The 13,031-nt window shown below is 64.4% G+C and carries 15 protein-coding genes; 7 read left to right on the top strand and 8 right to left on the bottom strand.

What is annotated here, in order from left to right; translation table 11 throughout:
* Positions 1 to 843: a phosphoserine phosphatase SerB gene (serB, locus tag ACFSQR_RS12175; RefSeq protein ID WP_377730077.1), complete on the top strand. Its 843-nt coding sequence runs from the start codon at positions 1 to 3 to the stop codon at positions 841 to 843.
* Between the two features lie 61 nt (positions 844 to 904).
* Here the strand turns inward: serB and ACFSQR_RS12170 are convergent, their stop codons facing one another.
* Positions 905 to 1,252, bottom strand: coding sequence for a GFA family protein (locus ACFSQR_RS12170; protein WP_377730076.1), 348 nt, complete (start codon positions 1,250 to 1,252; stop codon positions 905 to 907).
* A gap of 96 nt (positions 1,253 to 1,348) precedes the next feature.
* On the opposite strand from ACFSQR_RS12170, the gene ACFSQR_RS12165 reads away from it, so the two are divergent.
* From ACFSQR_RS12165 to ACFSQR_RS12155, 3 genes are all read left to right on the top strand, one after another.
* Positions 1,349 to 1,873 carry a hypothetical protein gene (locus ACFSQR_RS12165; RefSeq protein ID WP_377730075.1) on the top strand — a complete coding sequence of 175 codons (525 nt, stop codon included), beginning with the start codon at positions 1,349 to 1,351 and terminating at the stop codon, positions 1,871 to 1,873.
* Positions 1,874 to 1,937: 64 nt separating this feature from the next.
* A complete protein-coding gene (locus ACFSQR_RS12160; RefSeq protein ID WP_377730074.1) occupies positions 1,938 to 2,294 on the top strand; it encodes a DUF4870 family protein in 357 nt (118 codons plus the stop codon).
* A gap of 127 nt (positions 2,295 to 2,421) precedes the next feature.
* Positions 2,422 to 3,372, top strand: a complete 951-nt coding sequence (locus tag ACFSQR_RS12155; RefSeq protein WP_377730222.1) for a chemotaxis protein — start codon at positions 2,422 to 2,424, stop codon at positions 3,370 to 3,372.
* A 69-nt stretch (positions 3,373 to 3,441) separates the two neighbouring features.
* Here the strand turns inward: ACFSQR_RS12155 and ACFSQR_RS12150 are convergent, their stop codons facing one another.
* The 4 genes from ACFSQR_RS12150 to phaC form a co-directional block, all read right to left on the bottom strand.
* Positions 3,442 to 4,599, bottom strand: coding sequence for a cystathionine beta-lyase (locus ACFSQR_RS12150; RefSeq protein ID WP_377730073.1), 1,158 nt, complete (start codon positions 4,597 to 4,599; stop codon positions 3,442 to 3,444).
* Positions 4,596 to 6,041 (bottom strand): 30S ribosomal protein S12 methylthiotransferase RimO, encoded by a 1,446-nt coding sequence (gene rimO / locus ACFSQR_RS12145; protein WP_377730072.1) that lies wholly within the window; start codon positions 6,039 to 6,041, stop codon positions 4,596 to 4,598. Before rimO ends, ACFSQR_RS12150 begins: the two co-directional genes overlap by 4 nt.
* A gap of 208 nt (positions 6,042 to 6,249) precedes the next feature.
* Positions 6,250 to 6,816 carry a polyhydroxyalkanoate synthesis repressor PhaR gene (gene phaR / locus ACFSQR_RS12140; RefSeq protein ID WP_377730071.1) on the bottom strand — a complete coding sequence of 189 codons (567 nt, stop codon included), beginning with the start codon at positions 6,814 to 6,816 and terminating at the stop codon, positions 6,250 to 6,252.
* Between the two features lie 173 nt (positions 6,817 to 6,989).
* Positions 6,990 to 8,711, bottom strand: a complete 1,722-nt coding sequence (gene phaC / locus ACFSQR_RS12135) for a class I poly(R)-hydroxyalkanoic acid synthase (RefSeq protein ID WP_377730070.1) — start codon at positions 8,709 to 8,711, stop codon at positions 6,990 to 6,992.
* 32 nt (positions 8,712 to 8,743) lie between these two features.
* Here phaC and ACFSQR_RS12130 point away from each other — a divergent pair, with 32 nt between their 5' ends.
* The gene (locus tag ACFSQR_RS12130; protein ID WP_377730069.1) at positions 8,744 to 8,947 is read left to right on the top strand and encodes a hypothetical protein; all 204 of its coding nucleotides are present in this window, start codon (positions 8,744 to 8,746) and stop codon (positions 8,945 to 8,947) included.
* A gap of 1 nt (position 8,948) precedes the next feature.
* On the opposite strand, the gene pgeF is transcribed toward ACFSQR_RS12130, so the two are convergent.
* Both pgeF and ACFSQR_RS12120 read right to left on the bottom strand, forming a co-directional pair.
* Positions 8,949 to 9,728, bottom strand: a complete 780-nt coding sequence (gene pgeF / locus ACFSQR_RS12125) for a peptidoglycan editing factor PgeF (RefSeq protein ID WP_377730068.1) — start codon at positions 9,726 to 9,728, stop codon at positions 8,949 to 8,951.
* Positions 9,721 to 10,818, bottom strand: a complete 1,098-nt coding sequence (locus ACFSQR_RS12120) for an RluA family pseudouridine synthase (protein WP_377730067.1) — start codon at positions 10,816 to 10,818, stop codon at positions 9,721 to 9,723. The genes pgeF and ACFSQR_RS12120 overlap by 8 nt, the downstream gene beginning before the upstream one ends.
* A 65-nt stretch (positions 10,819 to 10,883) precedes the next feature.
* Between ACFSQR_RS12120 and ACFSQR_RS12115 the strand changes: the two genes are divergently transcribed.
* The gene (locus ACFSQR_RS12115; protein WP_377730065.1) at positions 10,884 to 11,678 is read left to right on the top strand and encodes an outer membrane protein assembly factor BamD; all 795 of its coding nucleotides are present in this window, start codon (positions 10,884 to 10,886) and stop codon (positions 11,676 to 11,678) included.
* A 42-nt stretch (positions 11,679 to 11,720) separates the two neighbouring features.
* Here ACFSQR_RS12115 and yaaA read toward each other — a convergent pair whose 3' ends face one another.
* The gene (gene yaaA / locus ACFSQR_RS12110; RefSeq protein WP_377730220.1) at positions 11,721 to 12,491 is read right to left on the bottom strand and encodes a peroxide stress protein YaaA; all 771 of its coding nucleotides are present in this window, start codon (positions 12,489 to 12,491) and stop codon (positions 11,721 to 11,723) included.
* 31 nt (positions 12,492 to 12,522) lie between these two features.
* Between yaaA and ACFSQR_RS12105 the strand changes: the two genes are divergently transcribed.
* The gene (locus tag ACFSQR_RS12105; protein ID WP_377730219.1) at positions 12,523 to 12,963 is read left to right on the top strand and encodes a putative toxin-antitoxin system toxin component, PIN family; all 441 of its coding nucleotides are present in this window, start codon (positions 12,523 to 12,525) and stop codon (positions 12,961 to 12,963) included.
* The last annotated feature ends 68 nt before the right edge of the window (positions 12,964 to 13,031 follow it).

The following is a 13,031-nucleotide window of genomic DNA, read 5'->3' as shown; positions in this document are numbered from 1 at the left end:
ATGAACCTGGTCCTGCAAGGCCCGCGCGCCGACGCGCAAGTGCTGGAGCGCGTCGCCGCGCTGGCCAGTCCCGCACGAGTCACCATGCTGGGCGCCCATGCACTGCGCGCGGAAGGCGCGGACGACAGCGCAGCCACCCGCCGCGCCGTCGGCGAGGCGGCCGGCGCCGCCCAACTCGACGCGACCTTTATCGAAGCGGGCCGCACGCTGTCGGACTTCCGCCTGCTGGCGATGGACATGGATTCCACGCTGATCACGATCGAATGCATCGACGAGATCGCGGACATGCAGGGACTCAAGCCCCAGGTCGCGGCGATCACCGAGGCGGCGATGCGCGGCGAACTCGATTTCGCCGCCAGCCTGACGCGGCGCGTGGCGCTGCTGGCGGGACTGGATGCATCGGCCCTCGAGCGCGTGTACGACGAGCGGCTCGCGCTATCGATGGGCGCCGAGGCGATGCTGGCCGGCGTCAAGGCAGCGGGCCTGAAGACGCTGCTGGTGTCCGGCGGATTCACCTTCTTCACGGAGCGCCTGAAAGAGCGCCTGGGCCTCGATGTGGCGCACGCCAACGTGCTCGAGGTAGTGGACGGCAAGCTGACCGGCCACGTCGTGGGCGGCATCGTCGACGCCGACGCCAAGCGCGACACCGTGCTGCGAACCTGCGCCGGCATGGGCATCGACCCGCGCCAGGCAATCGTCATGGGCGATGGCGCCAACGACCTGAAAATGATGAAGGCCGCCGGCCTGTCGGTCGCGTTCCGCGCCAAGCCGGTCGTGCGCGAGCAGGCCGATGTCGCGCTCAATTACAGCGGCCTTGACGCCATCCTCACCATCCTCGGTTAGCGCGGCAGTCCCCGTCCCCTGGCGGAATCGACCAATTCATGGCCGATTCCGCCAAAAAGCCCTAGTGGTTGCGTCCGTCGTAGTGCTGGACAGGGATGCTCTCGAGCTCGATGCCCTCGAGGCAGCGGATATTGATCGCCGCGGTCTCGGACCCGTCCGGGGACTTGCCTTCGCCATACGGGTGAATCCCGCACACGCCGCAGAACTGGTGCTTGATGACGTGCTTGTTGAACAGGTAGGTGCTGGCGTTCGATGCGGGCGTCAGCAGGCGCAGGCTGGTGCGCGGAACGAACCAGAGCAGCGATCCCTTGCGCTGGCACATGGAACAGTTGCACGACAGCGCGCCGCCGATCTCACCTTCGACCTCGAATGCGATGTTGCCGCAATGACAGCTTCCCTTGTAGTTCATGTTTCACGTCTCCCCGACAGGTGTAACAGCTTGTTAAAGCGCGCGCCCGGTGCAACCCGATTCCTTATAGTGTTGGATATCTACCGGAGCCTCGCCATGAAATCCCTGATCATTATCGCATCACTCGCAACGCTGGCAGGCTGCGCAACCCAGCAGCCGACCGCCTATCAACAGCCGGCCGATCCGCGCGAATGGCGCACCGTGTCGGTCACCAACGTGGACCTGCCGCCAGGCGCGCCGCGCCCCGACAATTACACGTCCCGCTACGTCGAGTCGATCCCTGCAGCGCCACCGGGCAACAGCGTCACCTACAGCTCGGCCGGCACCGTGCCGGTCTACACCTATGGTCCGGGCGGCTATGTGCCCGCGCCGGTTGTCGTTGCCCAGCCTTACTACAACCAGCCGCAAGTCTCGATCGGCCTTGGCTTCGGCATCGGCCGCCACGGTTTCCTCGGGATCAACCAGCATTTCGGCGGCTACCCGTACGTGGCGCCGTACAGCTACTGGCCGAGCAGCAGCTTCATCTTCTCGTCGCGCCATTACAGCGGCTCGCGCTTCCATCACGGAGGCCGGCACCATGGCGGCTACCGCAGGGGCGACGGACGCCGCGGCCACCGCTAGACAAGCTGGCAACACACATGGGCGGCGGCTGCTACAATCGGCTGGAAGATAAAGGAGCCGCCCCATGAACACCGTCGTCAACGATATTCCCCTCGAAGGCAGCAAGCAGGCCGCTCGCCTGCTCTACATCGGCCACGCAGTGACCTTCCTGTTTTCGCTGGGCCTGCTGAACCTCATTCCGCTCATCATCAACTACATCAAGCGCCCGGAAACGCAGGGGACGTTCGTGTATTCGCACCACGGCTGGATGCTGCGCTCGTTCTGGATCTATATCGCGCTCGTGATGGCCGGCGGCATCATGTTCGTGACCATCCTCCTGATCCCGGTCGCTTGGCTGGTATGGGTCGGCGCGTGGATCTGGTACGCCTACCGGCTGTTCAGGGGATTTATGGACCTGAACAGCAACAAGCCCATGCCCTGAGGCCCAGCTTGCCGGCTTGCCATGCTGCGCAAATGCAACATTCCTTGCTTTAATGCATTAGTTTTCTGGCGTAAAGACATACAATCTCATGGTTGTGGATCTGTCTTAACGAGAAAACCGGAAAATGATGAAATCAGTACAGCAGGAAGTGGATGAGCGCAGCAACCTAACGGCGAACAACAAGTTCGAACTGCTGTTATTCCGCCTGGGCGTCGATGCCCATGGCGACCGGGCCGAACTCTTCGGCATCAACGTATTCAAGATTCGCGAGATCGTGGCGATGCCGGAGATCACGGCCGTCGCCGGCTCGCTGCCGCACGTGCTGGGCGTCGTCAACCTGCGCGGCCAGATCATCCAGGTGCTCGACCTGCCCGCCATTGCCGGCTGCACGCCGAAAACGGGGCTGAACATCATGCTGGTCACCGAGTTCGCACGCACCACCCAGGCCTTCGCTGTCGAGTCGGTGGAAGACATCGTGCGCCTGAACTGGAACCAGGTCATGACCGCGGAAGGCAGCACGGTCGGCGGCATGGTCACCTCGATCGCCCGCATCGAAGATGGCGAGAACACGCGCCTGGCGCAGGTGCTGGATGTCGAAACGATCCTGCGCCGCATGAACCCGTCCGACACGCCGGACGTCGATCCCGGGACGATCGGTCCGAAGCTGGAGCTCAGGGCTGGCACCATGGTGCTGGCTGCGGACGATTCGATGGTCGCGCGTGCGATGATCGAACAGGGCCTCACCGCACTGGGCGCCGACTTCATCATGGTCAAGTCGGGCAAGGAAGCGTGGGACAAGCTGAACCAGCTCAACGACGCCTGCGAGAAGGAAGGCAAGGCAATCACGGACAAGGTGGCCCTGGTGCTGACCGACCTGGAGATGCCGGAGATGGATGGCTTTACGCTCACGCGCAGCATCAAGCAGAGCCCGAAGTTTGGCGCACTGCCGGTGGTGATCCACTCGTCGCTGTCGGGCACCACCAATGAGGACCACGTGAAGTCGGTGGGCGCGGACGCTTACGTGGCCAAGTTCAATACCGACGACTTCGCGGACGCGATCCGCCGCGCGCTGCGCTGACCGCCTCATCCCCGCAAACGTCAACCGTCATCCCCGCGCAGGCGGGGACGACGGATGCGGTGCGCCGACTCAGAGAACGCCGAGGGCCTGCTCGATGTCGGCGATCAGGTCGGCCGGATCTTCGAGTCCGACATTGAAGCGCACCAGCGTGCCCTGCTTCCAGCTGCTGCGAATGGCTGCGACGCGATAGGGCATCACGAGGCTGTGCGCCCCACCCCAGCTGTAGCCCAGCTTGAACAGCTTGAGCGCATCGACGAAGCGGTCGGTCTGCTCTTCCGTGTAGCCGGGATCGAACACCACCGAGAACAGCCCGCCCGCGCCGGTAAAGTCGCGCTGGAAGAACTCGTGTCCGGGGCATTCCTCGAACGCCGGATGCAGCACCCTGGCGATTTCAGCGCGGCCCTTCAGCCATTGCGCCACCGCGCGTGCGCCCGCATCGTGGGCTTCGAAACGCAGCTTCATCGACGGCAGGCCGCGCATGACGAGGTAGGCGTCGCCCGGCGACACTCCCAGCCCCAGCCGCATGTGCGCATGCGCGATGCGCTCGTTCAGCGCGGCGTCGCGCGTGATCGCAGCGCCCATCAGCACGTCCGAACCACCCGACTGGTACTTGGTCAGCGCCTGCACCACGATATCCACGCCGACGTCGAGGGCCTGCAGGCCCAGGCCAGCCGACCAGGTATTGTCGATCGCGACCGGCACGCCCTTGCCGTGCGCGGCTGCGCAGATGGCGCGCAGGTCCGGCACTTCCATCGTCACCGAACCCGGCGACTCGGTCCAGACCAGCCTGGTGTTCGGCTGGATCAGTTCCGCGATGCCGCTGCCGGCCATCGGATCGTAGAAGCGCGCCGTGATGCCGTAGTCGCGCTGCAGCCATTTGCCCAGTTCGCGGCACGGATTGTAGGCGTTGTCGGGAATGAACAGGTCGTCGCCGCTCTTGAGCATGCCGAGGATGACCATCGAAATGGCCGCCAGCCCGCTCGGGGCCAGCAGGCAGTACTTGCCGCCTTCGATCTCGGCCAGCCGCGCTTCCAGCGTAAAAGTGGTTGGCGTGCCGTGCAGGCCGTAGGTATAGGCGTTCTTCTCTTTCCACTCGGTCGAGCGCATCGCCGCGACGTTCGGGAACAGCACCGTCGATCCGTAGTGGATCGCGGGAGGAAAAGCGCCAAACCCTTCCGGCGCAACGTAATCGCTGTGGAGGATGCTGGTCTGGCGCCCTTTGGTCATGCCACGGTACCCCACAGGTCGTGCGCGTCAGCCTTGGTGATGACGACGTCGACGAACTCGCCCACCGCCAGCTTCTTGCCCGGCACGAGCGAGCGGCGCACGTGCACCACGCCGTCGATTTCCGGCGCATCGGCAGCGGTACGGCCGATCGCCTCCTTGCCGCCCACTTCGTCGATCAGCACGCGCATGGTGCGGCCGACCTTGGCCTGCAGGCGCTTGGCCGAGATCTCTTCCTGCAGCAGCATCACGCGGGCACGGCGCTCTTCGCGCACTTCGTCCGGCAGCTGGCCAGGAATGTCGTTGGCGGTCGCGCCCTCGACCGGCGAGTAGGCGAAGCAGCCCAGGCGGTCGATTTGCGCTTCCTTCAGGAAGTCCAGCAGGTATTCGAATTCCTCTTCCGTCTCGCCCGGGAAGCCGGCGATGAAAGTGGAGCGGATCGTCAGGTCCGGGTTCATCGCGCGCCAGGCCTGGATGCGCTCGAGGTTCTTCTCGCCGCTGGCCGGACGCTTCATGCGGCGCAGGACTTCAGGGTGCGCGTGCTGCAGCGGCACGTCCAGGTACGGCAGTACGTGGCCGTCGCCCATCAGCGGGATCACCTGGTCGACGTGCGGGTACGGGTACACATAGTGCAGGCGCACCCACGCGCCGTACTGCTTTGCCAGTTGGCCCAGCGCTTCAGTCAGCTGCGTCATGTGGGTCTTGACCGGGCGGCCGTTCCAGAAGCCGGAGCGGAACTTGACGTCCACGCCGTAGGCGCTGGTGTCCTGCGAGATCACCAGCAGTTCCTTGACGCCGGCCTTGAACAGGTTCTCCGCTTCCAGCATCAGGTCCGCGATCGGGCGCGACACGAGGTCGCCGCGCATCGACGGGATGATGCAGAACGAGCAGCGGTGGTTGCAGCCTTCCGATATCTTCAGGTAGGCGTAGTGTTTCGGCGTGAGCTTGACGCCCTGCTGCGGCACGAGGTCGAAGAACGGCTCGTGCGGCTTGGGCAGGTGAAGGTGCACGGAGTTCATCACTTCGCCCACTGCGTGCGGGCCGGTCACGGCCAGCACCTTCGGGTGCACCTTGGTGATGATGTCTTCGCCGGACGCATCCTTCTTCGCGCCCAGGCAACCGGTGACGATCACCTTGCCGTTTTCGGCCAGCGCTTCGCCGATGGCGTCGAGCGATTCCTGCACGGCCGCGTCGATGAAGCCGCAGGTATTCACGATCACGAGGTCGGCACCGTCGTAGGTCTTGGCGGTCTCGTAGCCTTCCGCGCGCAACTGGGTCAGGATCTGTTCGGAGTCGACCAGCGCCTTCGGGCAGCCGAGCGACACGAAGCCGACCTTCGGCGCGGCGCCCGGGGGCGCGACCGGCAGCGTCAGCGGCGCGGGCGCAGCCTGTTCAGCGGCCGGCGTGGATGGCGTTTGGGACGGAATACGGCGGATTTCATGCATAGTAAGAGGACCACGAACATTCAGGGCAATCCTCTATTGTACCTTGGGGACTGTCCCTGCGGGACTGTCCCCTGCCTTTTGGCATGCATGACAACGATAGGGAGTGTCCCTACGGGACTGTCCCTCGACTCTGGTCTTGTGGGCGGATCGACGAAAGTCCGGGAACGGACCCGCAGCCGCTGAACGGGCAGTCCAGTCCCCTTCTTTGCTACTTCTTGTCGGTGGGCGGCGGGGTCACGCCCGGGAACGGGAACGCGCCGAACATCGCCTTGCTTTGGTTCTGCATCTGCTCCTGCATCTGCACGAACAGGTTCTTGCTCTGGTCGATGTAGTTGTTCATCATGCCCTGCATCATCGGGCCCTGGACGTTCATGAACTGGGTCCACATCTCCGGGCTGAACGGCTTGCCCTCCAGCGCGCCGGCGGCGGTGCTGGTGAACTTGTTCTGGATGTCGGTGAATGCCTGGACGTTCTTTTCCAGGTACGAGCCCATCATGCCCTGCATGGCGTGGCCGTAGTAGCGGATGATCTGCGCCAGCACGCCGCTGGAGAACATCGGCGCGCCGTGCGCCTCTTCTTCCAGGATGATCTGCAGCAGGATGCTGCGGGTCAGGTCTTCGTTGGTCTTGGCGTCGACGACCATGAAGTCGTCATTGTCGAGCACGAGTTGCTTCACGTCCGTCAACGTGATGTAGGAACTGGTTTGCGTGTCGTACAGACGTCGGTTCGGATACTTTTTGATCAGGCGTTCGTTGCTTTTCTTAGCACTACTCATCTCGTGTCCTGTATTGCGCCGCAGCGCAGTTGCTGGAAAACCGTCGAAAAGGCGGCGCAGGCCCCCTCGTCACCAACTGTTTTTCGCCCTTCTACGCAGCGAAAAACCAGAAAATACCATGTCCGGGGCGGGTTGGCACCACATATTGCACCGCACCCCGAAAATTTCCGGTATTAACCAGCTCTTACCTTGACGTAACTACCCGGTGCATCTTCCAGCGGCTTGTACTTGCGGTTGCCAAACTTGGACGGGGCCTGGATGTCGCCGCCGCCGTTTTCGGCAAGAAACGCGGCCCACTCCGGCCACCAGCTGCCTTTTTTCTCGGTCGCACCTTCCATCCACTTGTCGGCCGACAGCGGCCTGGCGCGGCCATTGCCGTTGACCCAGTAGCTGCGCTTGTTCTTCGAGGCCGGGTTGATCACGCCCGCGATATGGCCCGACGCGCCCAGCACGTAGCGGTTCTGCTTCGGATTGGCGCGGTTCAGGATCTGCATCGACGCGTAGGCCGCCTGCCACGGCACGATGTGGTCTTCGCGCGAGCCGTAGATGAAGACCGGGATGTCGATCGCGCCCAGGTCGACCTGGGCACCGGCGACGGTCAGCTTGCCCGGCTCCTTCAGGCTGTTTTCCAGGTACATATTGCGCAGGTACCAGCAGAACATCGGCCCGGGCAGGTTGGTCGCGTCAGCGTTCCAGTACAGCAGGTCGAACGCCGGCGGCTCCTTGCCCTTCAGGTAGTTCGACTGCACGTAATTCCAGATCAGGTCATTCGGACGCAGGGCGGAGAAGGTGGTGGCCAGGTCGCGTCCCGGCATCAGTCCACCGCTGCCCAGCTGCTGCTCGCGCAGCGCGACCTGGATCTCGTCCACGAACACATCCAGCACGCCCGTGTCGGCGTAGTCGAGCAGCGTGGTCAGGAGGGTCAGGCTGGCAGCTGGCTTTTCGCCGCGCGCCGCCAGTACCGCCAGCGCGGTCGCGATGATGGTGCCGCCCACGCAGAAGCCGAAGGTATTCACCTTGTCCTTGCCCGAGATCTCGCGCGCCACCTTCAGCGCGGTGATCGCGCCGTCTTCCACGTACTGGTCCCAGGTCACCCCGGCCATCTCCTGGCCCGGATTGCGCCACGAGACCAGGAACACGGTATTGCCCTGCTCGACCGCGTAGCGCACCAGCGAATTCTCCGGCTGCAGGTCGAGGATGTAGAACTTGTTGATGCACGGCGGGACCATCACCAGCGGCACCTCGTGCACGGTCGGCGTGGAAGGCGCGTACTGGATCAGCTGGAACAGCTCGTTCTCGAACACCACCTTGCCCGGCGTGGTCGCGACATTGCGGCCCACTTCGAACGCCGATTCGTCGGACTGCGAGATGCGGCCCTTCTGCAGGTCGGCCAGCATGTTCTGCAGGCCCTTGGCGAGGCTTTCGCCGTTCGTCTCCAGCATCTTCTTCTGCGCTTCGGGATTCGTGGCGAGGAAGTTCGCGGGCGACATCGCATCGACCATCTGACTGACGGCGAAACGGATCTTCTGCTTGTCGCGCGGCGCTGCCTGCACGGCATCGACCATGCGCGTCATGAATTCGGCATTGAGCAGGTAGGAGGCGGCGCTGAAGGCCGATACAGGATTTTCCGCCCACTCGGGCGCCGCGAAGCGCTTGTCTTTCAGCTCCGGCGTTTTCGAGGCGATGAAATCCTGCCACAATGCCGCTGCCTTTTGCATATACTCCGCGCGGATCGCGTCCAGCGCGGCCGGATCGATCCCGGCGTTCAGTTCCTTGAGCATGCCGCCGAATGGCGCCGCGCCGGCCTGGGGCAGCTTGAGCCAGGGTTGCCATGTCGACGGGTCGGCGAATTGCTGCATCCATGCGTGGGTCATCGCTTGGGTATCCCGCATCATCTGTGTTCCGTCCATAGAAAGAGAAGAATCGTATGTTGATAGTTGCAGTTGCCTGGATCTACGTGGTCGGACTGATGGCGCTGACCGAACCGACGGTTGTTGCCGGAATTATGACTTTTTTAAGCTACTGCGTGTTGCCCCTGTCAATTATTTATTACATTTTCGGCCGCAGGAGAAAGCCGCGCCGGCCGCCTGCACCGCCGCCCGCGCAGGACGGCAGCAGCGGCCCGGAGTGAATCAGCGCAGCCAGACGAGCGTGGCCTGGCGGCCGGTGACGTGGTCGCGCCGGTACGAGTAGAAGGTCTCGCGCTCGGTGTAGGTGCAGTGGGTGCCGCCGGCGACATCGGTGACGCCTTCCGCGGCCAGCGCAATGCGGGCCAGCGCATAGATGTCGGCGAGGTATTTTCCATCGTGCTCCTGGTGCGTGGCGAAGCATTTACGGACCGCTGCGCCCTCCCCCCATCCAACCGACATGAACGTGTCCAGCACGTCCTGGCCGACTTCGAACTGGCCGGGACCGATCGCTGGCCCCATCCACGCGACGATGTCTGCGGCCCCGCGCGCGCGCATCTCGCCTACCGTTGCGCCCAGCACGCCTGCAGCGAGCCCGCGCCAGCCGGCGTGCGCCGCGCCGACCACCTTGCCGGCAGTATCGGCAAGGATGACGGGCAGGCAATCCGCCGTCATGACGGCGCACACCACGCCATGTTCGGTTGCGACGCTGGCATCGGCGCGCGCCGGTTCGCCGGCCAGCACCTTCGCCGCGTCGGCCACGGCGGCGCCATGCACCTGCGAGAGCCACGCGGGCTGTCCCGGCAGGAGGTGCTGCAGGCGCTCGCGGTTGCGGTACACCGTGTCGGTGTCGTCGCCGCAGTGCAGGCCCAGGTTGAAGCCCCCGCCGCCGCGTCCGTCGTCGTACGGGCCGGTGGAGAAGCCCCCACAGCGCGTGGTCGACAGCGCCGCCACGCCTTTGGGCATGGACGGCCAGTGCGGCACCAGGACGAAGGGATTACTCATCGTAGTCGTCGTCGAAATCGCCACCGACGTAGCTTTCAGGATCGTAGTCGTCCGGCAGGTCCTGCGGTTCCTCGATGCCGGCGCGCGCGATCAGCTCGGCGAAATCGTCCGCCAGCGGCACGGTCCATTCGCACGGTTCGCCCGTGCCCGGGTGGACCAGGCCGAGGCGGCGCGCCTGCAGCGCCTGGCGGTGGAAGAACGGCGCCAGGTGCGGTTTGCCGTACACGGTATCGCCGACCAGCGGGAAGCCCAGGTGCTGCATGTGCACGCGGATCTGGTGCGTACGGCCGGTCTCCAGCCGGCAGCGCACCAGGCTCACCGGGCGGCGCTCCAGGTCGCCCTGCGCCAGGCGGGCGTAGTGCGTGATCGCCGGCTTGGCGGTCAGGCTGGCGGTAACGGCCATCTTGACGCGGTCCTTCTGGCTGCGGCCCATCGGCGCATCGATGGTGCCGGACAGGTGCGGGGTGCCCCACACCAGCGCGTAGTACTCGCGCTTGACGGTGCGCGCCTGCAGCTGGCGCACCAGGTCGGTCTGCGACGCGAGCGTCTTGCCGACGACCATCAGGCCGCTGGTGTCCTTGTCCAGGCGGTGCACGATGCCGGCGCGCGGCACCTTGAGCAGGTCCGGGCAGTGGTGCAGCAGGCCGTTGAGCAGCGTGCCGGCCCAGTTGCCGGCGCCGGGATGGACGACCAGGCCGGCCGGCTTGTTGATCACGATGATGTGCTCGTCCTCGTGGACGATATCGAGCTCGATCGGCTCGGGCTTGTAGGCTTCGTCCTCGGGCGCTGCCTGCGGCAGGATGACCACCGTTTCGTCGCCGTACACGGTATCCTTGCCGCGCGCCGGCTTGCCGTCCACGGTGACGTGGCCGCTGTCGATCCACAGCTGCAGGCGGGCGCGCGAATACTCGGGCACCAGGCCGGCGATGACCTTGTCGAGGCGCTGACCGCAGGCGTCCGGGGTCAGCTCCAGCGTGATCGGGGAGGCGCTCGCCTGCGGGCCGGCGGCGGCAAAATCGCCCTCCAGGTCCTCGTCAAGATCGAGCTCGTTTGGCAGGTCGGCCGGAATCGGCTTCGTAGTTAAGTTCACAGCTGTCCCATAGGCTATAATCAGCCTTCGTTGAATCTCGGTTAAAACGTTTTCTGCACAAATCTATGCAAAAGAATTTGAAAGTAGTGGTTGCAACGTGCGTCCTGCTGGGTCTATCCGCTTGCAGCCTGTTGCCGGAAAAAGCCGATGAGACCCGCAATTGGCCCGCGGAGAAATTATACTCGGAGGCGCGCGACGAGATGACTGCGGGTCAGTATGAATCCGCCGTCAAGCTGTTCGAACGCCTGGAGTCGAGCTATCCGTTCGGCACCTACGCCGCTCAGGCACAGATGGAAATCGCCTACGCCTGGTACAAGGCCGGCGACCAGGCCGAGGCGCTGGCCGCGGTCGAGCGCTTCATCAAGCTGCATCCGAACCATCCGCAAGTGGACTACATGTACTACCTGCGCGGCCTGATCAACTTCAACGATACGGTCGGTTTCCTGAACGTCATCTACACCCAGGACCCGACCGAGCGCGACCCGAAGGCCACGCGCGAGGCGTTCGCCGCATTCAAGGTCCTGGTCGACAAGTTCCCGAATTCGAAGTACACGCCCGATGCCATCGCGCGCATGAACTACCTCGTCAACGCGATGGCGAGTTATGAAGTGCACGTGGCGCGTTACTACTACCGCACCGGCGCCTACCTCGCCGCGCTGAACCGCGCCCAGGGCGCGGTGCGCGACTACAGCGACGCCCCCGCCATCGAGGAAGCGTTGTTCATCATGATCCGCTCGTACGACAAGATGGGCATGGCGGACCTGCGCGACGATGCGCAGCGCGTGTTCGTGCGCAGCTTCCCGAACAGCCGCTTCCTGCAGCCGGAAGCGCAAAAAGAGTGGTGGAAGTTCTGGAACTGAAGTACTGAGGGGACTGTCCCGCAGGGACGGTCCCGCTGCTGCTCAGGCGTCGACGCGGCGCCGGAACAGCCAGGTGGTGTCGGTCGATTCGCCCTTTACGAACGCGTAGCCGTCCAGGTCGAACTTCTTGAGCTTTTCCGGATTGGTCACGCCCTTGAGCGCCGCATAGCGCGCCATCATCCCGCGCGCACGCTTGGCGAAGAACGAGATGATCTTGTACCTGCCGTTCTTGTAGTCCTCGAATACCGGCGTGATCACCGGGACGCCGAGCAGTTTCGGCCGGACCGACTTGAAGTATTCTTCCGAAGCCAGGTTGACCAGCGCCTCGGCGCCCTGCTCTTCGATATCCGCGCGCAGCAGGTCCGTGATCGCCTCGCCCCAGAACGCATACAGGTCCTTGCCGTGCCCGTTCGCCAGGCGCGTGCCCATTTCGAGCCGGTGCGGCTCGATCAGGTCGAAGGGGCGCAGCAGGCCATACAGGCCTGACAGGATGCGCACGTGCTGCTGGGCGTAGTCGAGCTGTTTCGGCTTGAGCGAACGCGCCTCGAGGCCCGCATAGACGTCGCCGTCGAACGCCAGCACGGCCTGGCGCGCATGATCGTCCTGCCCCGTCCACGACGCATAGCGGCCCACGTTGAGCACGGCCAGCGCGTCCGACAGGTCCATCAGCTCGGACAGCGCGGCGGGCGACAGCATGCGCAACTTGTCGATCAGCTGCGCGGAGCGGTCGAGGAATCGGGGCGTGGTGGAGAGCCTGGTTTTGACGGGTGTTTCGAAGTCGAGGGACTTGGCCGGCGACAGGACAATCAGCATAAAGAACGTAATGAACGACACAAAGACCGACATCATACCCGCCCCGCAGCGCATCGTGCTGGACACCAACGTCTGCCTCGACCTGTTCGTGTTCCGCGATCCGCGCTGGGAGCGCCTGCTGGCTGCACTGGAGAGCGGCGCGGTGGAAGCGGTGACGCGCGCGGACTGCCGCGACGAGTACCGCATCGTGCTGCACTACCCGCACCTGCCGGTGGACGACGCCGGCCGCACGCAATCGGCGGAACGCTTCGATGCGCTGATCCGCGTGGTCGAACCGGCGCAAAAGCCGGTGCGCCTGCCGGTCTGCACCGACAAGGACGACCAGAAATTCCTGGAGCTGGCGCGCGACGCCGGCGCGCACATCCTGATCACCAAGGACAAGGCGCTGCTCAAACTGGGACGCAAGACGGCGCAGGCGGGCCTGTTCCGCATCATGGTGCCCGAACTGTGGATCAAGGAAGCCGGCGGCTAAGGGCGCGCTGGCATACCCCCCTGTTTTTCAGCGCGATGCCGAAAACGCGGCGATACCCCCCTTATATG

The organism is Pseudoduganella sp. GCM10020061 (assembly GCF_042683405.1).
In the GTDB taxonomy this organism is placed as follows: Bacteria; Pseudomonadota; Gammaproteobacteria; order Burkholderiales; family Burkholderiaceae_D; genus Telluria.
Note: the sequence above shows the minus strand (reverse complement) of the source record. Positions and strands in the feature narration are given on the sequence as shown.